At 69.4% G+C, this 20673-nt stretch carries 21 protein-coding genes and 1 tRNA gene; 5 read left to right on the forward strand and 17 right to left on the reverse strand.

Annotated features, from left to right (window positions below):
- Window positions 1-25 precede the first annotated feature (25 nt).
- From NM203_RS28330 to metH, 3 genes are all read right to left on the reverse strand, one after another.
- Window positions 26-481, reverse strand: coding sequence for a Fur family transcriptional regulator (locus tag NM203_RS28330; protein ID WP_255063940.1), 456 nt, complete (start codon window positions 479-481; stop codon window positions 26-28).
- A gap of 90 nt (window positions 482-571) precedes the next feature.
- Window positions 572-1231 (reverse strand): HAD family hydrolase, encoded by a 660-nt coding sequence (locus NM203_RS28335; protein ID WP_255063941.1) that lies wholly within the window; start codon window positions 1229-1231, stop codon window positions 572-574.
- A gap of 5 nt (window positions 1232-1236) precedes the next feature.
- Window positions 1237-4905 (reverse strand): methionine synthase, encoded by a 3669-nt coding sequence (gene metH / locus NM203_RS28340; RefSeq protein ID WP_255064047.1) that lies wholly within the window; start codon window positions 4903-4905, stop codon window positions 1237-1239.
- A gap of 361 nt (window positions 4906-5266) precedes the next feature.
- On the opposite strand from metH, the gene NM203_RS28345 reads away from it, so the two are divergent.
- Window positions 5267-6130, forward strand: coding sequence for a PAC2 family protein (locus tag NM203_RS28345; RefSeq protein ID WP_255064048.1), 864 nt, complete (start codon window positions 5267-5269; stop codon window positions 6128-6130).
- Here NM203_RS28345 and NM203_RS28350 read toward each other — a convergent pair.
- The 10 genes from NM203_RS28350 to NM203_RS28395 all read right to left on the reverse strand — a co-directional run bounded on the left by NM203_RS28350 (window position 6120) and on the right by NM203_RS28395 (window position 14695).
- Entirely contained in the window at window positions 6120-7565 is a 1446-nt protein-coding gene (locus tag NM203_RS28350) for a DUF1254 domain-containing protein (RefSeq protein WP_255063942.1), read from the reverse strand. The genes NM203_RS28345 and NM203_RS28350 overlap by 11 nt on opposite strands.
- On the reverse strand, window positions 7565-8443 hold the full coding sequence (locus tag NM203_RS28355) for an SDR family oxidoreductase (RefSeq protein WP_255063943.1): 879 nt from the start codon (window positions 8441-8443) through the stop codon (window positions 7565-7567). Before NM203_RS28355 ends, NM203_RS28350 begins: the two co-directional genes overlap by 1 nt.
- Before the next feature lie 61 nt (window positions 8444-8504).
- Window positions 8505-9743, reverse strand: a complete 1239-nt coding sequence (mshC, locus tag NM203_RS28360; RefSeq protein WP_255063944.1) for a cysteine--1-D-myo-inosityl 2-amino-2-deoxy-alpha-D-glucopyranoside ligase — start codon at window positions 9741-9743, stop codon at window positions 8505-8507.
- A gap of 135 nt (window positions 9744-9878) precedes the next feature.
- Window positions 9879-10643 (reverse strand): 3'(2'),5'-bisphosphate nucleotidase CysQ, encoded by a 765-nt coding sequence (locus tag NM203_RS28365; protein ID WP_255063945.1) that lies wholly within the window; start codon window positions 10641-10643, stop codon window positions 9879-9881.
- Window positions 10640-11305 carry a GNAT family N-acetyltransferase gene (locus NM203_RS28370; RefSeq protein ID WP_255063946.1) on the reverse strand — a complete coding sequence of 222 codons (666 nt, stop codon included), beginning with the start codon at window positions 11303-11305 and terminating at the stop codon, window positions 10640-10642. The genes NM203_RS28365 and NM203_RS28370 overlap by 4 nt, the downstream gene beginning before the upstream one ends.
- Window positions 11306-11352: 47 nt before the next feature.
- On the reverse strand, window positions 11353-12180 hold the full coding sequence (locus NM203_RS28375) for an Rv2133c family protein (RefSeq protein ID WP_255063949.1): 828 nt from the start codon (window positions 12178-12180) through the stop codon (window positions 11353-11355).
- Window positions 12164-12754, reverse strand: a complete 591-nt coding sequence (locus tag NM203_RS28380) for an Rv2134c family protein (protein WP_255063950.1) — start codon at window positions 12752-12754, stop codon at window positions 12164-12166. The genes NM203_RS28375 and NM203_RS28380 overlap by 17 nt, the downstream gene beginning before the upstream one ends.
- A gap of 55 nt (window positions 12755-12809) precedes the next feature.
- Window positions 12810-13487 (reverse strand): histidine phosphatase family protein, encoded by a 678-nt coding sequence (locus NM203_RS28385; RefSeq protein WP_255063951.1) that lies wholly within the window; start codon window positions 13485-13487, stop codon window positions 12810-12812.
- Window positions 13484-14314, reverse strand: coding sequence for an undecaprenyl-diphosphate phosphatase (locus NM203_RS28390; protein ID WP_255064050.1), 831 nt, complete (start codon window positions 14312-14314; stop codon window positions 13484-13486). Before NM203_RS28390 ends, NM203_RS28385 begins: the two co-directional genes overlap by 4 nt.
- 69 nt (window positions 14315-14383) lie before the next feature.
- On the reverse strand, window positions 14384-14695 hold the full coding sequence (locus NM203_RS28395) for a hypothetical protein (protein ID WP_255063952.1): 312 nt from the start codon (window positions 14693-14695) through the stop codon (window positions 14384-14386).
- 141 nt (window positions 14696-14836) lie between these two features.
- Here NM203_RS28395 and NM203_RS28400 point away from each other — a divergent pair, with 141 nt between their 5' ends.
- From NM203_RS28400 to NM203_RS28410, 3 genes are read left to right on the forward strand one after another with little or no spacing between them, the layout of a single operon-like run.
- On the forward strand, window positions 14837-15832 hold the full coding sequence (locus tag NM203_RS28400) for an NHL repeat-containing protein (protein ID WP_255063957.1): 996 nt from the start codon (window positions 14837-14839) through the stop codon (window positions 15830-15832).
- Window positions 15829-16074, forward strand: a complete 246-nt coding sequence (locus NM203_RS28405) for a DUF5703 family protein (RefSeq protein ID WP_255063959.1) — start codon at window positions 15829-15831, stop codon at window positions 16072-16074. Before NM203_RS28400 ends, NM203_RS28405 begins: the two co-directional genes overlap by 4 nt.
- A gap of 7 nt (window positions 16075-16081) precedes the next feature.
- Window positions 16082-17143, forward strand: a complete 1062-nt coding sequence (locus tag NM203_RS28410) for a quinone-dependent dihydroorotate dehydrogenase (RefSeq protein ID WP_255064052.1) — start codon at window positions 16082-16084, stop codon at window positions 17141-17143.
- Window position 17144: 1 nt separating this feature from the next.
- On the opposite strand, the gene NM203_RS28415 is transcribed toward NM203_RS28410, so the two are convergent.
- The gene (locus NM203_RS28415; protein WP_255063961.1) at window positions 17145-17672 is read right to left on the reverse strand and encodes a YbhB/YbcL family Raf kinase inhibitor-like protein; all 528 of its coding nucleotides are present in this window, start codon (window positions 17670-17672) and stop codon (window positions 17145-17147) included.
- Window positions 17673-17701: 29 nt separating this feature from the next.
- Window positions 17702-19036, reverse strand: a complete 1335-nt coding sequence (locus NM203_RS28420) for a M20/M25/M40 family metallo-hydrolase (protein ID WP_255063962.1) — start codon at window positions 19034-19036, stop codon at window positions 17702-17704.
- A 93-nt stretch (window positions 19037-19129) separates the two neighbouring features.
- Here NM203_RS28420 and NM203_RS28425 point away from each other — a divergent pair.
- Window positions 19130-19215 (forward strand) — tRNA-Leu (locus tag NM203_RS28425).
- 51 nt (window positions 19216-19266) lie between these two features.
- On the opposite strand, the gene NM203_RS28430 is transcribed toward NM203_RS28425, so the two are convergent.
- A complete protein-coding gene (locus tag NM203_RS28430; RefSeq protein WP_255063963.1) occupies window positions 19267-20328 on the reverse strand; it encodes an alpha/beta hydrolase fold domain-containing protein in 1062 nt (353 codons plus the stop codon).
- Between the two features lie 2 nt (window positions 20329-20330).
- Window positions 20331-20642, reverse strand: coding sequence for a hypothetical protein (locus NM203_RS28435; RefSeq protein ID WP_255063965.1), 312 nt, complete (start codon window positions 20640-20642; stop codon window positions 20331-20333).
- Window positions 20643-20673: the final 31 nt, after the last annotated feature.

A 20673-nucleotide genomic window follows, 5' to 3' on the forward strand; every position in this document is an offset into this window, starting at 1 on the left:
TCCTTTCATCGGTGATGGGCTGTGATCACGGGGTGTGATCGGGTTCGTTGACCGCTGCGCAGTTGGGGCACAGCCCCCAGTAGATGACCTCGGCCTCGTCGATCTCGAAGCCCTGCAGGCCGCCGCCGTCGTCGGCCGGGGTCAGGCACGGCACCTCGCCGACGGCGCAGTCGACGTCGGCGATGACGCCGCACGACCGGCAGACCAGATGGTGGTGGTTGTCGCCCACCCTGGACTCGTAGCGGGCCAGCGAACCCGTCGGCTGGAAGCGCCGGACGAGGCCCGCGGCGGTGAGCGCGTTCAGCGCGTCGTACACGGTCTGGTGCGAGATGTCGGGCAGCAACTCGCGCGACGCCCTGATGAGCGCCTCGGTGTCGGCGTGCGGGTGGTCGGCGACGGCCTGCATGACCGTCACCCGCGGAGTGGTCACCCTGAGTCGCGCGTCACGCAGCAGCTGCTTGAGGCCGGAGCGGTCGATCATCACCGAGGACTCTGTACCCGATTCCGGAATGATTAAAGGAATCGTCTCGGACGGATTCGAAGTCGGTGTCCCCCGTCGGACGAACCGCCGCTAGGCGAACCCGGCATAGACGGCGCGCAGGTCCGCGACCGTCGCTCCGCTCAGCGACTCGATGTGCCTGCGGCGGGGACTGCGCGGCACCGCGACGTCGTTGGGCACGACGAGCACGGGGCAGCCGGCCGCCTCGGCCGCGGTGGTCCCGGTGACCGAGTCCTCGACGGCCAGGCATTCGGCGGGCGCGAAGCCGAGCAGTTCGGACGCCCGCACGTAGAGGTCCGGAGCCGGCTTGGCGTTCTCCACCTCGTCGCCGCACACGGATACCGAGAAGTAGTGCCTGCCAATGCTTTTCAGCGCATTCTCGGTGAGGACCCGGCGGGTGTTGGTGACCAGCGCCATCGGGACGCCCGCGCCGAGCAGTGCGTCGAGCAGCTCACGGGCGCCGGGGCGCCACGGCAGGCCGGCCTCGAAGAGCTCACCCGTCCGGTCGTGCAGCCAGTCGGCGGACTCCGCCATCGCCACCGGATCGGGTTCCAGACCGAGATCCGAATACACGGTGGCCATCACGCTCCCCGCGGACCCGCCCACCGTCGACTCCCGCACCTCGGGCGTCAGGACTCCGCCGAGGCGCGCGTACAGCTCGTGCATCGACACGTCCCACAGCTTCTCGGAATCGACGAGGGTCCCGTCCATATCCCAGAGCACAGCGCGCATCGAGCTCAGTCCTCCGGGTTGTAGCCGAGGTTGGGGGCGAGCCAGCGCTCGGCTTCGGCCAGGGTCCAGCCCTTGCGCTTCGCGTAGTCGGCGACCTGGTCCTGGGCCAGCCGACCGACGACGAAGTACTGCGACTGCGGATGGGAGAAGTACCAGCCGCTGACGGCCGCGCCGGGCCACATCGCCATCGACTCGGTCAGCTCGATTCCGGTGCGCTCCTTGACGTCCATCAACTCCCAGAGCGTCGACTTCTCGGTGTGCTCCGGGCAGGCCGGGTAACCGGGGGCCGGGCGGATGCCCCGGTACTTCTCGCCGATGAGCGCCTCGTTGTCCAGCTGCTCGTCGGGCTGATAGCCCCAGAACTCCTTGCGGACGCGCTGGTGCATCCGTTCGGCGAACGCCTCCGCCAGCCGGTCGGCGAGCGACTCCAGCAGGATCGCGCTGTAGTCGTCGTTGTCGGCCTTGAACTCGGCGATCTTGTCCCCGCTGCCGAGCCCGGTGGTGACCGCGAAGGCGCCGACGTAGTCCTCCAGACCCGTGGCCTTGGGGGCGACGAAATCGCCGAGGCTCCGGTTCGGGACGCCGTCCCGGTGCTCGCCCTGCTGGCGCAGGTTGCGCAACGTCGTCAGCACCTCGGCACGGGTGTCGTCGGTGTAGATCTCGATGTCGTCGCCGACCGCGTTGGCCGGGAAGAACCCGATCACGCCGTTGGCGGTCAGCCACTTCTCCTTGATCAGGGTGTCGAGCATCTCCTGGGCGTCGTCGTACAGCTTGCGAGCGGTCTCGCCGGAGACGGGGTTGTTGAGGATGTCGGGGAACCGGCCCTTCATCTCCCAGGCGTTGAAGAACGGCTGCCAGTCGATGTACTCGCGCAGTTCCGCGACGTCGTAGTCCAGAAACTCGCGCACTCCCGTGCCCTGGGCGGGCACCGGCGGCGTGTAGCCGTCCCACTCGATCGGCGTCCGGTTCGCGCGGGCCTTCTCCAGCGTCAGCATCGGCCGCTCGTTCTTCTGGGCGTGCCGTTCGCGCAGCGACGCGTAGTCCTTCTCGGTGGCCTCCAGCAGGGCGGGCCGCTGCTTGTCGTCCAGCAGCGCCGCCGCGACCGGCACCGACCGCGACGCGTCCTTGACCCACACCACCGGCCCGCTGCGCCGCGGCGACACCTTCACCGCCGTGTGAGCGCGCGACGTCGTCGCGCCACCGATCAGCAGCGGGATCTGCAATCCCTCGCGTTCCATCTCGACGGCGAAGTTGACCATCTCGTCCAGCGACGGGGTGATCAGACCGGACAGGCCGATGATGTCGGCGTCGTGTTCCTTGGCCGCGTCCAGGATCTTCTGGGCGGGCACCATCACCCCGAGGTCGATCACCTCGAAGTTGTTGCACTGCAGGACGACTCCGACGATGTTCTTGCCGATGTCGTGGACGTCGCCCTTGACCGTCGCCATGATGATCGTGCCGTTGGTGTCCTTCTTGGCGGCTTCCCCCGGCAGGGGCTCGGCCTTCTCCGCCTCGATGTAGGGCAGCAGATAGGCCACGGCCTTCTTCATCACCCTGGCCGACTTCACGACCTGGGGCAGGAACATCTTGCCCGCGCCGAAGAGGTCACCGACGACGTTCATGCCGTCCATCAGCGGACCCTCGATCACCTCGATGGGCCGTCCGCCCGCGGCCTCGATCTCGGCCCGCAGTTCCTCGGTGTCGGCGTCGACGTTGGCGTCGATGCCCTTGACGAGGGCGTGCGTGATGCGTTCGCGGACCGGCAGACTCCGCCACTCGGCGGCCACCGGATCGTCCGCCTTCTCCGAGGAGTTGAACCGCTCGGCGATCTCCAGGAGTCGTTCCGCCGCGTCCTCTCGACGGTTGAGCACGACGTCCTCGATCCGGTCCCGCAGCTCGGGGTCGATCGAGTCGTACGGGACCAGCGCGCCGGCGTTGACGATGCCCATGTCGAGGCCGGCCTCGATGGCGTGGAACAGGAACACCGCGTGGATCGCCTCGCGGACCGGGTTGTTGCCGCGGAACGAGAACGACACGTTCGAGATGCCGCCGGAGATGTGCACCCCGGGCAGGTTCTCCTTGATCCAGGCGCACGCCTCGATGAAGTCGATCCCGTACGTCGCGTGCTCCTCGATGCCCGTCGCCAGTGCGAAGCAGTTGGGGTCGAAGATGATGTCCTCGGCCGGGAAGCCGACGTCCTCAGTCAGGATCCGGTAGGCGCGCCCGCAGATCTCCTTGCGGCGCTCCAGGTTGTCGGCCTGGCCCTGCTCGTCGAAGGCCATCACGACGACGGCGGCGCCGTACTTGCGGCACAGCCGGGCCTCGCGGATGAACTTCTCCTCGCCCTCCTTCATGGAAATCGAGTTGACGATCGGCTTGCCCTGCACGTTCTTCAGGCCCGCCTCGATGACCTCCCACTTGGAGGAGTCGATCATCACCGGGACGCGGCTGATGTCCGGCTCGGCTGCGATCAACTTGGTGAACCGGTCCATCGCGGCGACGCCGTCGATCATGCCCTCGTCCATGTTGATGTCGATGACCTGCGCACCGACCTCGACCTGCTGCAGGGCCACCGACAGCGCGGTGTCGTAGTCCTCGGCCTTGATCAGGTTGCGGAACCGGGCCGAGCCGGTGATGTTGGTGCGCTCGCCGATGTTCACGAACAGCGAGTCCTCGGTGATGTTGAGCGGCTCCAGACCCGAGAGCCGGGTCGCCACCGCGATCTCCGGCAGCTCACGTGGCGGCTTGCCCTCGACGACCTTGGCGATCTCCGCGATGTGCGGAGGCGCCGTTCCGCAGCACCCACCGACCAGGTTGACCAGGCCCGCCTCGGCGAACTCGGCGAGGTAGCCGGCCTGCCGCTCCGGAGACTCGTCGTACTCGCCGAAGGCATTGGGCAGGCCGGCGTTCGGGTAGCAGGAGACGAAGGTGTCCGCGATGCGCGCCACCTCGGCGATGTAGGGCCTCATCTCCGGCGCGCCCAGGGCGCAGTTGAGGCCGACCGCGAGCGGCCTCGCATGCCGGATCGCGTTCCAGAACGCCTCGGTGACCTGGCCGGACAGCGTGCGCCCCGACGCGTCGGTGATGGTGCCCGAGATGATCAGCGGCCAGCGGCGGCCGCGCTCCTCGAACAGCGTCTCGACGGCGAACACCGCCGCCTTCGCGTTCAGCGAGTCGAAGATCGTCTCGATGATGAGCAGGTCGGAACCCCCGTCAACGAGGCCGTTGACGGCTTCCAGGTAGGCGGCGACGAGCTGGTCGTAGGAGACGTTGCGGGCGCCGGGGTCATTGACGTCCGGCGAGATCGACGCGGTCCGCGTCGTCGGCCCGATGGCACCGGCGACGTAGCGCGGCTTGTCGGGAGTGCTGAACTCGTCGGCGGCCTTCCGCGCCAGCGCGGCGCCCGCGTAGTTCAGCTCGTAGGCCAGCTCGTGCATGTCGTAGTCGGCGAGCGAGACCGCGTTCGCGTTGAACGTGTTGGTCTCCAGAATGTCGGCGCCCGCCTCGAGGTACTCGCGGTGGATTCCCTCGATGATCTGCGGCTGCGTCAACGTGAGCAGGTCGTTGTTGCCCTGCAGAGCGGTCGGCCACTCCGTGAACCGCTCCCCGCGGTAACCGGCCTCGTCGGGCCGATCGCGCTGGATCGCCGTTCCCATCGCGCCGTCGATCACCATGATCCGCTGCCGTAGGGCGGCCGTCAGTTCGTCGGTGCAGTCGGGGCGGATGTTCGGCTCGAAGCCGTTCGACGCTGAGGTGTTCGCCACAGAGGCGTTCACGTGCACTCCTTCCGTAACGGAAGGCGTCCTTGCATCTGCCGAGCGTGGCGGAAAACCGGTGGAGACCGGAGAACCGTTGCAACGCCTCTCGACCAGAAGAGTCTACGTTGTCACCCGATCGACGTCTGGACGCCTCGCTCAACCCCCGAGCAGCGGGACGTATTTCGTCTCACCAGGGTAGTCGTCCGGTCCGGATCATCAGGTATCGCGACCCGCCCGGCGATGCGTCTCGCACATCCCGCGCAAGGCTTAGGCTGGCCTGGTGACAGACCTGCCGGACCTGCGGGACACCATCATCGTGGCGGCCTTCGAGGGCTGGAACGACGCCGGTGACGCAGCCAGTGACGCGCTCGAGCACCTCGATGCGATCTGGGAAGCCGAGACGCTGGTCGAGATAGACGACGAGGCCTACTACGACTACCAGGTGAATCGTCCCGTCATCCGCCAGATCGACGGGGTGACCCGCGAGCTGGTGTGGCCGTCGATGCGGATCTCGCACTGCAGACCGCCGGGGAGCGACCGCGACATCGTGCTGATGCACGGCGTCGAGCCCAACATGCGGTGGCGCACCTTCTGCGCCGAGCTGCTGGCGATCGCCGACAAGCTGAACGTCGACACCGTCGTGATCCTGGGCGCTTTGCTGGCCGACACTCCGCACACCCGGCCGGTGCCGGTGTCGGGGGCCGCGTACTCGCCCGATTCGGCGAAGTTCTTCGGCCTCGAGGAGACCCGGTACGAGGGACCCACGGGCATCGCGGGAGTGTTCCAGGACGCCTGCGTGGCCGCGGGCATCCCGGCGGTGACGTTCTGGGCCGCCGTCCCCCACTACGTGTCGCAGCCGCCCAACCCGAAGGCCACGGTCGCGCTGTTGCGCCGTGTCGAGGAGGTGCTCGACATCGAGGTGCCGCTCGCCGACCTGCCCGCGCAGGCCGAGGAGTGGGAGGAGGCCGTGACCGAGATGACGGCCGACGACGAGGAGATCGCCGAGTACGTCCAGGCGCTCGAGGAACGCGGCGACGCCGAGGTCGACATGACGGAGACGCTCGCCAAGATCGACGGCGACGCCCTGGCCGCGGAGTTCGAGCGCTACCTGCGCCGCCGCGGTCCCGGCTTCAGGGGCTGACCTTCACCGGAGGCGGCGCCTTCCAACTGCCGTCGAGCGCATCGGGTTTCGGCCAGTAGAGCCGCATCACCAGCGAGAACGGGCCCTCCGGCGCGGGCAGCCAGTTGGGTAGCTGGTTGGCCTCCGTCGGGGCGTCGTGCTGCACGTAGATCGTGTAGCCGCCGTCGGGGTTGGGGACCAGGTCCGGCAGCATCGGCGAGTTGATCAGGTACCGGTCGATCGGGTTGGCGACCAGCAGGCTGCGCGGCTGCTCGTACATCGTCAGCGACCAGAATGCGTTCACCGGCGGCAGCTGCCCGGCGGCGAAGGTCACCGTGTACTTGTCGGCGCCCGTCAGCGGCGCCCCCGTCGAATCGTTGAAGAAGCCCGGATAGAGCGCCTCGGCGGCGGTGTTGCCGTAGATCCCGAACGCCGCGCCCGCCATGCGATACAGGTAGTTGCCCTTGAGATCGGCTGCCGTGCCGAAGAACTGGGCGGATCCCACCTTGCCGGTGTCGATCTCGTTCTTCCTCAGGGCGTCGAGTTCGGCCCACGCGTCGGCCATCCCGGCTTGCACGGCGTCGCGCACGGCCGGGTCGAGCTTCTCCGCGTCGAACGTGCGGTCGGGTCCGATGCCCAGCGACGCGAACCGGCTGCGCATCTCCTGCTCGGTCGGCAGGACCGGCGCGAACCGCATCGTGAATCCGAGCAGATCGAAGAACTGCAGTGAGGTCTTCTCCTGCTCCTGCGTCAGCGGCGGCGCGAAGTCGATCGCGGGGGCGGCCGGAGGGGACGGCTGGTTCAGGAACACCGACAGCGGGGCGACCTGATAGCCCGCCTGGATCTTCTTGACGTTGTCCAGGTCGTCGGGCCCGAACAGTTGGGTCCGGTACAGCACCATCGCGAGGTCGGTGTCGCTCTGGATCACCTCGTCGATGCCGTCGGGTTTGCCGCCCTTCCAGCCGGGGCCGGCGAGCAGGTACTTTCCGCCCGCGTTACCGGTGGTGCGGCTGCCGACGTAGGCGATGTTGTAGGTGTACAGATCGATGAACTGCAACGAGTAGTAGCGGTCCTGCTCGATCGGAGGAACGGTGAGCACCAGCGGTTCGGTGCGCAGGTCGGCACCCACAGCCGAGTACGGGGTGTCCGAGTTCGGCGTCTGAACCGCCGTGTCCGCGGGCGTGTAAACCCTTGCGGTGTTGTGGATCTGGTTCCACCCGCCCTTGTACTCGGGATCGTCCTTGTCGACGAAGTACGAGTACATGACGCGGTAGTTGTCGACCATCGGGAAGCCGTAGATGTAGGCCTCCTTCGCAATGGCACGAGCCTGTTCGGCCGTGGGCGGCGGCGCCGGTGCCGGCGCGGGGTTCGTCGAACTGACGACCGCCGGATCGCCGGGCTTCGAGCACGACACCAGCAGTGCGAGCAGGATCGTCAGAACGAGGGCGCGGCGCATCAGCGGCGCTCCAGCGCCTCGGTGTGGGCGCTCGTCGAGCGGCCCAGCGCGACGACCTCGGCGTCCATGCGCGGCAGGATGTCGGGCACGAAAGCGCGCACCGGTGTCTCGCCCAACCGCGTCGACAGCAGCGGCTTGAGCCACCGGACCGCGCCGACCCAGCCGGGACAGAACACCCGCGACTTGCGTCCTTCGATGCCGCTGACGAACGCGCGAACGCAGGCCTGTACCGACGTGGTGACGTTCAGCGGATACGGCAGCCGGGACAGCATCTCGGTGAACGACGACAGGTCGGCCTTGCTGTCGCGCACCATCGCGGTGTCGATCCACGACATGTGCGCCGAGCCGACGTCGACGCCGCGGTAGGCGACCTCGAGTCGCAGCGCGTTGGCGAACTGCTCGACGGCGGCCTTGGACGCGTTGTACGGCGCCAGTCCGGGGGCGGCGGCGTAGGCGGCCAGCGACGACACGATCAACACGTAGCCGCGCCGGTCGATGACCGACGGCAGCGTGGCCCGCACCGTGTGGAACACGCCGAGCACGTTGATGTCGAGCAGGCGTCGGAACGCCTCGGGGTCCACCTGGAGCACCGAACCGTAGGAGATCACGCCGGCGTTGGCGACGACGACGTCGATCCCGCCGAAGCGCTCGACCGCGGCGTCGGCGGCGGCCTGCATGGCGGCCAGGTCGCGCACGTCGGCGGTGGCCGTGAGCACGCGGTCATCCGAGAGTCCCTCCGCGAACCGCGTCAGCTGGCCCTCGTCGACGTCGACCAGGACGAGTTTCGCGCCCTTGCCGTGCAGTCGGGTGGCCAACTCCGCTCCGACGCCGGCGGCTCCCCCGGTGATGAACACGACCTTGCCGTACACAGAACCCATGGGCGGAAACGTACTAGAAGGGTGCGGGTCCCGTGCGCGGTCGGCGGTTCAGGGCGAGTCGTTACAGTTCGATACCCAGCAGCGCGTCGACCGCCGCCGCAACCGTGGCGGGCGCGTCCGCGTCGTGACCGCCGTACTCGAGCGCGTCGGTCGACCAGCCATCAAGCGCGGCAAGGGCTTTCGGGGTGTCAAGATCATCTGCCAGGTATCCGCGGACGCGCGCGACGGTGTCGGTCGCGTCGGGGCCCGCCGGTAGCGCCGTCGCCGACCGCCAGCGCGTCAGCCGCGCCTGCGCATCGGCGAGCACCTCGTCGCTCCACGACCGGTCCTCGCGGTAGTGCCCGGCGAGCAGCCCGAGCCGGATGGCGGCGGGTTCCACACCGGCCGCGCGCAACCCGGAGACCAGCACCAGGTTGCCTCGGCTCTTGCTCATCTTGTGGCCGTCCCAGCCGATCATCCCGGCGTGGACGTAGTGGCGCGCGAATCGCCGCTCGCCCGTGACGGATTCGGCGTGTGCCGCCGAGAACTCGTGGTGTGGGAACAGCAGGTCGCTGCCGCCACCCTGAACGTCGAGCCCCGTACCGATGCGGCTCAGCGCGATCGCCGCGCACTCGACGTGCCAGCCGGGCCTGCCCGGCCCGAACGGCGACGGCCAGCTCGGCTCCCCCGGCCGCTCCGCACGCCACAGTAGCGCGTCGAGCTCGTCGGCCTTGCCCTGCCGATCGGGGTCGCCGCCGCGCTCGGCGAACAGCCGCCGCATGGTGTCGCGGTCGTAGCCGGATTCGTAACCGAACTGCGGGGTGGCGTCGGCCCGGAAGTACACGTCGGGGTACTCGGCGTCCTCGACGACGTACGCGGCGCCGGAGGCCAACAGCTTCTCGACCACCTCGATCACCTCGGCGATCGCCTCGGTCGCGGCCACGTAGTCGTGCGGCGGCAGCACGCGCAGCGCCGCCATGTCCTCGCGGAACAGGTCGGTTTCACGATCGCCGAGGGCCCGCCAATCGATCCCGTCGCGCGCGGCCCGCTCGAACAGCGGGTCGTCGACGTCGGTGATGTTCTGCACGTAGTGCACCCGATGCCCCGCGTCCAGCCAGAGCCGGTGGACGAGATCGAACGTCAGGTAGGTGGCGGCGTGGCCGAGGTGGGTGGCGTCGTAGGGGGTGATCCCGCAGACGTACATCGTCGCCGTCTCACCCGCCGACACCGGCCGGACCTGGCGATCGGCGCTGTCGTAGAGGCGCAGCTGCGGGCTGGTGCCGGGCAGCTCCGGGAGGCTGGGCGCCGGCCACGATCGCATGGCGTCGACTCTAGGGGTTGCGCTCACGGTGCCCTCTCGATGGTCCTCGTGACGGTGCGGGGTCGACGAGTGCGACAACGTGGGAGCCGATTGCATTCCCGCTGGTTTCGATTCCCCGTCGCTTCGCTCGCCCGGTCAGTACACCGAGCGGATCGCCGCGAGCAGGTCGTCGGCGAACTCGGGCCGGCACATCAGCAGATCGGGCAGATACGGATCGGGCCGGTTGTAGAGCAGCGGCGACCCGTCGATGCGCGACGCGTGCAGCCCGGCCGCCCGCACCACCCCCGAGGGCGCCGCGGAATCCCACTCCCACTGCCCGCCCGCGTGGATGTAGGCGTCGACGTCGCCGCGGACGACCGCCATCGCCTTCGCGCCCGCCGAACCGATGCCGATGAGCCGGACGTCGAGCCGGTCCCGCAGCCACCACACGATAGGGGGCGGCCGGTTGGCGCTCGTCGCGATCCGGATCGGGCCGTCCTCACGCGGCGGTGGCGGCACCACCGTGTCGGAGCGGTGGATCTCGCCGACCGCGGGCAGGCCCACCACCGCGTCGGTGATGGCGCCGTGGGGACCGCCATCACCGCCCGAGCGCTGCCACAGGGCGATGTGCACGGCCCAGTCGACGTGGCCGCGCTTGGAGAACTCCCAGGTCCCGTCGACGGGATCGACGATCCACACCCGGTCGGCGTCGAGGCGCGCCAGGTCGTCGACGGCCTCCTCGGAGAGCACCTTGTCGTCGGGCCGGGCCTCCCGCAGCCGCGCGAGGATGAGCTTGTTGGCGATGGCGTCACCCGCGTCGCCCAGCTCGTAGGGGTCGTAGTAGCCGATCTCCTCGCGGACCCGCAGCAGGAGCTCGCCGGCTTCCCTGGCTATCTCCGCGGCGAGCGCCGCGTCGCTCACGCGGGCGTGGCGCCGGGTGCGCGCACGATCATCGGCACGGCCGGGAAGTACGCCGCCATCTCCGATCGCGACCGGCGCAGCGCGGCGGTGCCGTAGCCCCGGTGCCGGAAGTCGGGGTGGATCCAGATCCGGACGTTGACCTCGCCGTCGAGCAGTTCGCCGAACACCATGCCGACCTTCTGGTCGTTCTCGACGCAGACCAGCCAGACCGCCTCCTCGGCCGACACCCGGCCGACGGCGGCGCGGATCTCGTCGTCGAGGTCGCCCGCGGGGCCTCCCGACCCGTCACCGGTGGCGCCGACGTCGCTCGTGCGGGCTTCGAACAGATCGCGGTCGACGGTCGCCGAGAACTGTCGCAGCGACAGCCCCTCGCCGGAACTGGCCGGACGGTCGCCCAGCGTGAAGCTGAGCTGGGCGTTGAGATCGGCCAGCTCCTTCGCGATCTGACGCCGCGCATCGCCCGTCAGCTGGTCGAACGAGATGGCCATGACCGACTCGGCACCCAACTGCGTGACACCGAGCAGCGTGGCGATGGCGGCGATGGCGCCGGGCTTGTCATCGGCCTCGACGATCGCGTCGAGCACCTCGTGACGGCGGTCCAGTGCCTTCTGCAATGCGTCGGTGATCTCCCGACGGACGGCGGCGCGATCGTGATCAGTCATGACGACGAGACTAGAGCACTGAACGCCCTCGACCCCGGTTATCCGGGTTAGAACGCCGGCCACGGGATGGGCCGACGGCGATCCGGCCCTGGCATCACCGGATTAGCAAGCAGCGCAAGCGTTCTCGTCCGAAGCGCGGCGACCTCGGCTGCGGTGATGTGGCATCGCAGCTCACCGGCCAGATCGCCGCGCAGGGCGTCCGCGAACCGGGCCACGTCGTTCAACGCGTCATCGCCGACCGGTTCGCCGGCCCAGCCCCACAACACCGTGCGCAGCTTGTCCTCGGTGTGCAGGCTCACACCGTGGTCGACGCCGTACACCCGGCCGTCCACACCGGACAGGATGTGGCCGCCCTTGCGGTCGGCGTTGTTGATCAGCACGTCGAACACCGCCATCCGGCGCAACCGGGCGTCGTCGGCGTGCACCAGGGTGACCTCGTCGCCCGCGTAGTCGTACGCCTGCAGAATCGGCCGATAGCCGGCGGGCACCGCACCCGTGGGCACCAGATCCACCAGGTCCGGACCCGCACCGGGTTCCTCGTCCAACTCATCGCCCGGCTGATCGACCCACAGCTGCAGCATTCCCGGCCCGGCCGGCCCGTCGCGAATGATGGTGTACGGCACCACATCCCAGCCCAATGCCGCCGACACCAGATACGCTCCGAGCTCGCGGCCGGCCAGGGTGCCGTCGGGGAAGTCCCACAGCGGGGCCTCGCCCGCGATCGGCTTGTAGACGCAGTGCGACATGACCTCACCGACGGTGGCCTCGCACAGGAACGTGGCATTGCTCGCCGACCGGATGCGGCCGAGGACGGTCAGCTCGCCGGATCGCAACACCTCCGCGTGCGCGCCGGCGGACTCAGGTTTCGGAGTCATCGTCGTCGGACCCCGTCCAGGCGCCGCGCCGATAGCCGTTCGTCCGCACGCAGATGTGCCCCTCGGGATCGAGGGGTTCGTCACACAGCGGGCACGGCGGCCGGCCCGCGGAGATCACCCGATTGGACCGGGCCGCGAACTGCCGTGCCGACTCGGGTGTCAGGAAGACCCGAACGGCGTCCGGACCGTCCTCGGCGTCGTCGAGCACGACCGACGCGTCGAACTCGGTCTCGGATACCGCGAGCAGCTCCACCACGACGGTTTCGGCCTCGGAGTCCCAGCCGAGTCCCATGGTGCCGACCCGGAACTCGGCGTCGACGGGCGTGACGAGGGGGCTGAGGTCGTCGACGTCCTCGGTGTCGGGCGGGATCGGCGTACCGAATCGGCGGTTGATCTCCAGCAGCAGAGCCGAGATGCGCTCGGCGAGCACGGCCACCTGCTGCTTTTCGAGAATCACCGAGATGACGCGCTTCTCGTGCACGGCCTGTAGATAGAAGGTGCGGTTACCCGGCTGCCCGACGGTCCCGGCCACGAATCGGTCGGGTGAGCGGAAGACGTGAATCGAGCGGGTCATGGCGCACTCCAAAATACCGGTAGGGCCATTGCGACGTGATTCCAGCGTGTCCGGGTCAGTCCGTGGTTCCGCCGACGACGGCGTCGCCGCTCGGTTCGGGCGGTGCCGCCAAGGCCGTCGTGAGCGCCGGGCCCGTGTGGTTGACGTGCAGCACGAACGGGCGCATCGACGAGTAGCGGACGACGCTCATCGACGCCGGGTCCGCGGTGATGCGCTGAAAGCTGTCCAGGTGCGAGCCGAGCGCGTCGGCCAGGATCGACTTGATGACGTCACCGTGGGTGCAGGCGATCCACAGCACGTCAGCGCCGTGTTCCTCCGCGAGCCGGCGGTCGTGCTCGCGCACCGCGGCGACCGCGCGCGACTGCACCGCGGCCAGTCCCTCGCCCTCGGGGAACACCGCGGCGCTGGGCTGCTGCTGCACCACCGCCCACAGCGGTTCCTTCAGCAGCTCGCCGATCTTGCGGCCCGTCCACGTCCCGTAGTCGACCTCGGTGAGCCGCTCGTCGACCACGGGATCGAGCGTCAACGCCGCCGCCACCGGCGCGACTGTTCGCTCACAGCGCAGCAGCGGCGAGCGCACGATGGCCTTGACCGGTAGCTCGCCGATGCGGGCGACGACGGCCTCGGCCTGCTCGCGGCCCTTGTCGTCGAGGTCAACCCCCTCGGAACGGCCCGCGAGCGTGTGGGCGGTGTTGGACGTGGAACGACCGTGGCGCAGCAGGATGACTGTCATGACGCTGCAATCGTGCCCGTCGCGAGCAGGATCAGCACGGCGGTGCCCACGATCAGGCGGTAGCCGACGAACCAGTACATGCTGTGGCTCACCAGGAATTTCAGGAACCAGGCGATCGCCGCGTACCCGACCACGAAGGCGATCACGGTGCCGATCAGCAGTTGCAACCCGGTCGCGCTCTGGCCGGCGCCCTCGGGGTGGAACGCGTCGGGCAGCGAGTACAGCCCCGAACCCAGCACCGCCGGGATCGCGAGAAGGAAACCGAACCGGGCTGCGGCCTCGCGCTTCTGCCCCATGAACAACCCGGCACTGATCGTCACCCCCGAGCGCGAGACGCCGGGGATCAGGGCCAGTGCCTGCGAGCCACCGATGACCAGGCTGTCCTTCCAGGTGAACGCCTCGATCGGGCGGGTCTGCTTGCCGATGTACTCGGCGAGGGCGATCACGAACGAGAAGACGATCAGCGCGGTCGCGATGATCCAGAGGTTGCGGATGTCGTCGCGGATGACCTGCTTGAAGGCCAAGCCCGCGATGCCGATCGGGATGGTGCCGATGATCACCCACCAGCCCAGCCAGTAGTCCGGCGTGCGCCTGGTCGCGTCCCGCAACCCGCCGAACCACGCCGCCAGAATGCGGCCGATGTCCTTGGCGAAGTAGATCAGCACGGCTAACTCGGTGCCGATCTGGATGACCGCGGTGAAGGAGGCGCCGGCGTCGCGGTCGAAGAACACCGTCGAGACGATCGCGAGATGTCCGGACGACGAAACCGGCAGGAACTCGGTCAAGCCCTGCACGATTGACAGAACGACCACTTGAAGCCACGACATCGCCGAATCCACGCGCACGACGGTACCGGGGGCGAGCGAAGCGACGGGGGATGGGCAGCGGGCTAACTGTCAGCGTGCTGGGCGCGGCACCGGTTGCGCGTCGGCGACCGCATCGCGGACGGCCGCCGTGAGGCTGCGCTCGTCGTGCACGTCGACGTGGGCCAGGCTGCGGGTCGCCGTGGCGACCACGTCCTCGGTCTGCGGCACGGGACCGCTGATCCGCGGGCGATACACCGTCACGTCGAGCGTTCTGCGCTCCACGCGGAACGAGAAGGTCCTGCCGTCCCCCACGCGGCCAAAACCGCTGGCGTGCAGACCCGTCGACATGTCCTCGACCTCGAATTCGTCACCCACCACGTCCCTGTCCGACATAAGGGTCATTCGCGAACCATACCGTCGGGCCGGTTCACCGGTCCGCCTAAACTGGCCATTCGATCGTCCTTCCCTCCAGCGTCCGAGAGCTACCCTTTGCCGAATCCGCAGAAACTCGCCAGTCGCCTAGCTCACAGCGGCGCCGCGGTTGTGGTCTTCATTGCCGTCTCGGCGTGCTCGTCGAATCCCGGGGATACGCCGGACTCCGGGACCGACGCACCCGCAGCGATCGCACCGGCGGCGGCCGCGGTGTCACCGCCGGTGGGCGCCGCACCGGACGGCGTCGTGCTGCCACTGAGTGAACCCGTCCTGAGCAGCGTCTTCGATGGCGGCACTCGATCCCTGGTCGCGATAGTGGGCCCCGCCGATTCGGCCACCGAACTCGGGATCTACCCGGCGCGGGGGGCGGGCCGGGTGGTTGCGCTGCCCGCTCCGGTCACCGCGATAGCGACTGACGGCGACGGCGCCGTCTACCTCGCCAACCGCGGCGGTTACACGCGCGTCGACGTCCGATCGGGCCGACTGGACTCCGTGGACGTCGACGGTCACCCCGACACGCGGTTCACCGCGATCACGCTGCGGGCCGACGGCCGGGTGGCGCTCGGCAGCGACAGCGGCGGCGTCTACACGATCGCGCCCGACCACTCCGTCGCGGCCCGGATCGAGACGTTCGCGCGTGTGGACGAGCTTGCGGCACAAGGGGATACGGTGTTCGCCCTGGACCGGTCGCAGACGTCGGTCACGACCGTGGAACCCGGCGGCGACGAGACCGGACCCGCCCTGCGCGCCGGGCAGGGCGCCACCACGATGGTCACCGACACGGCCGGGCGCCTGCTGGTGGCGGACACCCGCGGCGGACAGCTTCTGGTGTTCGGCTCGGATCCGCTGATGCTTCGTCAGCAGTACCCGGTGCCCGGCGCGCCCTACGGTCTGGCGTCCTCGCCCACGCTGACCTGGGTGTCGGAGACGGCGTCCAACATCGTTGTTGGATACGATCTCGGCACCGGCATCCCCGTCGAGAAGGTGCGATATCGAACCGTGCGACAACCGAACTCCCTGGCCTACGACGACGACACCGGCACGCTGTACGTGGCGTCCGGGGTCGGCGAGGGCGTGCAGGTGATCGCGACCAGGACGGCGCCGTGAGCGAGATCCAGCGAGGCCGGATGCCCGCCGCCTGGGAGGCCGACCTCTCCGACGACTACGACTGGGTGCCGCTACGGCTGCCGCCCAACGTCACCCGCGTGTCGGCGTCCCTGCGGCTGTCGATCGAGGCCGAGTACCGCGGCTGGGAGCTGACCAGGGTGCGGCTGTACACCGACGGAAGTCGGCGGGTTCTGCTGCGGCGCAGGAAGTCCGCCCGCACCATCGACCAGCCCGCGGTGTGACCGCGTGATCTACCGCGCCCTACGCCGGCTGTTCTTCCTCGTCCCGCCGGAGCGTATCCACACATGGGTGTTCGCCGCCCTTCGCGCCGCCACCGCGGTCGGACCTCCGCGCCGCCTGCTCGAGCGCCGGCTGGGGCCCTCCGATCCCCTGCTCGCCTCGACGGTCATGGGCATCGCGTTTCCCGGCCCGCTCGGACTGGCCGCCGGTTTCGACAAGGACGGCACGGGGTTGAATACCTGGGGCGCAATGGGATTCGGCTACGCCGAGGTCGGCACCGTGACCGCACACGCGCAACCGGGCAACCCCAAGCCGCGCATGTTCCGCCTCCCGGACGACCGCGCACTGCTCAACCGGATGGGCTTCAACAACCACGGCGCGGCGGCACTCGCGCAGCGGCTGGCCGGGAACACGGCGTCGGTGCCGATCGGGGTGAACATCGGCAAGACCAAGGTCACGCCGGCCGAGCACGCGGTCGAGGATTACGCCGCCAGCGCCCGCCTGCTGGGACCGCACGCGGCGTTCATGGTGGTGAACGTCAGCTCCCCCAACACGCCGGGTCTGCGCGACCTGCAGGCCGTGGCGTCGCTGCGGCCGATCCTGGCCGCCGTCCGCGCGGCGACCACCGTGCCGGTGCTCGTCAAGATCGCACCCGACCTGTCCGACGACGATGTCGACGAGATCGCCGACCTGGCAGTCGAACTCGGGCTCGCGGGCATCGTCGCCACGAACACCACGGTCTCGCGGGAGGGCCTCGCGACCCCCGGCGTCGACGAGTTGGGCCCCGGCGGCATCTCGGGACACCCGGTGGCGCGGCGTTCGGCGGAGATCCTCCGCAGGCTCTACGGCCGCGTCGGTGACCGACTGGTGCTGATCAGCGTCGGCGGCATCGAGACGGCCGACGACGCGTGGGAACGCATCACCGCAGGCGCGTCACTGCTGCAGGGCTACACCGGTTTCGTGTACGGCGGTGGGCTCTGGGCCGCGCACATCCACCAGGGCATCGCGCAGCGCCTGCGCGACGGCGGGTTCGCCTCGCTGAGCGATGCGGTCGGGTCGGCTGCTCGCTGAGCTACTTCTGCTCGTAGGTCGCGTGAATCACCGCACGCGCGATCGCGTGGCTGAAGAGGTTGAAGCCGAGGTAGGCCGGTGTGGCGCCCTCGGGCACGTCGAGCTTCTCGACGTCGACGGCGTGGACGGCGACGAAGTACCGGTGGGGACCGTGGCCGGCGGGCGGCGCCGCGCCGATGAAGCGCGTCAGGCCGGCATCGTTGGCCAGGGTGACGGCGTCGCCGGGGAATCCGCTGCTGCTGCCGTCTCCGACACCCGCGGGGAGTTCCGTCACGGTGGCGGGCAGGTTGAACACCGCCCAGTGCCAGAAGCCGGACCCCGTCGGCGCGTCCTGGTCGTACATGGTGACGGCGAAGCTGCGGGTGGTCTCCGGGAAGCCCGACCAGCTCAGCTGCGGCGAGACGTCCGATCCCCCGGCCCCCATGATCCCGCTCACCTGATCGTTGCCGAACGCGTCACCGTCGGTGAAGGACTCGGACGTCAGCGTGAAGGTGGGCAGCTCGGGCAGTGCGTCGTACGGCGTGCTCATGAACAGTCCTTTCGATGGTCGTGCGGTGGTCAGCAGTTGAGCAGGAAGCGCTCGAGCACCCGGCTGCCGAACTCCAGCGCGTCGACGGGTACCCGCTCGTCGACGCCGTGGAACAGCGACGCGAAGTCCAGATCGGGTGGCAGGCGCAGCGGAGCGAAGCCGAAGCAGCGGATGCCGAGCTTGACGAACGCCTTCGCGTCGGTCGCGCCCGAGAGCATGTAGGGCACCGTGCGCGCGCCGGGGTCCATCGCGAGCAGGGCGTCGTTCATCGCGTCGACGAGGTCGCCGTCGAACGTCGTCTCGACCGACGGCAGGTCGCGCTCCCACGTCCGGCTGACGTTCGGCCCGATCAGTTCGTCGACCTCGCGTTCGAAGGCCTCGCGGCGGCCGGGCAGCACCCGGCAGTCCACGATCGCCTCGGCGGTGGCGGGGATGACGTTGGCCTTGTATCCGGCCTTGAGCATCGTGGGGTTGGCCGTGTCGCGCAGCGTCGCACCCACGATGCGCCCGATGTCGCCGAGCTTGGCCACCGCGCCGTCGATGTCGGGCGAGTTCACGTCGAACTCGTAGCCGGTCTCCTCGGCGACCGCGGTGAGGAACTGGGCGACCGGTTCCGTCAGCACCAGCGGGAACCGGTGCCTGCCCAGCTTCGCCACGGCCTCGGCGACCGCGGTCACCGCGTTGTCGGAGTGCACCATCGAGCCGTGACCGGCGCGACCACGTGCCGACAGCCGCATCCAGGCGATGCCCTTCTCGGCGGTCTCGATCAGGTACAGCCTGCGCTCCCCGCCGTCACGGGTCGGCACGGTCAGCGAGAACCCGCCGACCTCGCCGATCGCCTCGGTGACACCCTCGAACCACTCCGGCTTGTTGTCCACCAGCCACTGCGCGCCGTAGGTCCCGCCGTGCTCCTCGTCCGAGACGAACGCGAACACCAGATCGCGTGGCGGCACGATGCCGGCCCGCTTGAAGTGCCGCGCGACGGCGATCATCATGCCGACCATGTCCTTCATGTCGACCGCGCCGCGACCCCACACGTAGCCGTCCTCGACGGCGCCCGAGAAGGGGTGCACGCTCCAGTCCGCGGGTTCGGCCGGGACGACGTCGAGGTGGCCGTGGATCAGCAGCGCACCGCGGTTCGGGTCGGCGCCCGCGAGCCGCGCGACCACGTTCCCGCGGCCCGGCGCGCCCGCCTCCACGTACTCGGTCTCGTACCCGACCTCCTCGAGTTGTGCGGCCACCCAGCGGGCGCACTCGGCCTCGCCTTTGGTGGTCGCCAGGTCGCCGGTGTTCGAGGTGTCGAACCTGATGAGCTCACTGACGAGGCCCACGACTTCGTCTGCTGGTCCGGTCACAGTCACCATTCGTACCACCACCGCATTCGGCGGGTCCCGGTCCGGGGTGGGTTATCGGTTTGGGTCAGGAGCGGATGATCCGTTAGCCTTAGTCGCTCGCTCGTCCGAGTGGCGGAATGGCAGACGCGCTAGCTTGAGGTGCTAGTGCCCTACTAATGGGCGTGGGGGTTCAAGTCCCCCCTCGGACACACGTGTTCTCCCGACAACGGGCCCCTTCGGGGCCCGTTGTCGTTTCGCGCTCAGCTCACCCGCCGGGCGAAGTCGACGACGTCGCGCACCGCCCGTGCGAACAGCTCGGGCACCGCGACCGCGGCGATCTGCTCCCCCGCGTGGCCGACGCCGTTGTACACGTGGCCCGACGCGCTGACCCCCGCGCGCAGCAGCTTTCGCAGATAGGACTGACCCTCGTCGCGCAAGGGGTCGAGTTCGTCGGTGGTGATCACGTGCGGTGGCAGGCCCCGCAACTCGTCGACGTCGGCGTAGAACGGCCACGCCAGCGGGTCCGTGCGGGACACCCCGGTCGGGTCGTACAGGGCGGCCATCATCGTCATCACCGACGGCCCCAGGAAGTAGCCCTCGTTCTCGGCCAGCGACACCAGTTCGGGGATCGGCGTGTCGTAGCCGCCGTAGATGAACGGGACCTGCGCGTAGACGCCGTCGATCCGACCGACCCTGCCCTCGCGCTTGGCCTTGAGCGCGGTCGCGAGCGACAGGTTGCCGCCACCGGACTCGCCGGTCACCACGATCGACGAGAGACCGAGCGCCTCGCGCTGCCCGTGCATCCAGTCAAGCGCGCTGGCGCAGTCGTTGAGGCCCGCGGGAAACGGGTGCGGCCCAAGGGTTCCCGCCGAGTTGCGGAATTCGACCCCGACCACGACGCAGCCCTCGGCCGCCAGGTTCGCGCGCCATCCCGACATCGCCGGGTCGGCGGCGCGCATGATCGCCATGCCGCCGCCGTGCAGGTGCAGCAGGCCCGGTAGCGGTCCGGGCGCTCCGATCGGCCGGTCGACGTAGAGCGTGATGTCGTTGCCGTCGACACCCTCGATCGTCAGAGTGAGCGTCTCGACGCCCGACGGTGCGGGCATGTCGGCGAGCAACGCTCCGAAGACACCGTCGAAAGCCTGCTCCGACGCGGCGGCGACCGCCAGCAGCTCCTCGACCGGCGAGGAGCGGTGCACGGGCAGTGCCGCCGCTTCGGCGTCGAGACCGAACGGCGCGAACAGCGCCACCATCCTCGGGTCGGCGCGCGGATCTGTGCGCAGTTCCATCGTCGGGTCGCCGAGCCGGCCGGGAAGGTTCACGGCTACGACGATGCCACGTCGGAGACGACGATCTCCTGGTCTCCGCGCACGCAGGTGAACACGATCGGGTAGACGTCGGCCGCCGCGCCGTAGCAGGTGAAGTCGTCGACGGCCTGGTACTTGTCGCCCTCCGGGTCGTAGTCCCCCGCTACCGTTTCGGCCTCCTCGCACGTCAGACCGCCCGCGATGTCCAGCCCGAGGTCGTCCCGCGGCGGGCATTCGAGATAGCCGGGAATGGCGGCGGCCGACGGACTGGTGGCGAGCGCGGCACCGGCGACGACGACGGCGGACAGGAGGCAACGGACGAACGGCATCGCACGATCCTGGCACGCGAGCCCGTGACGC

Source organism: Mycolicibacterium arenosum (assembly GCF_024320865.1).
In the GTDB taxonomy this organism is placed as follows: Bacteria; Actinomycetota; Actinomycetes; order Mycobacteriales; family Mycobacteriaceae; genus Mycobacterium; species Mycobacterium arenosum.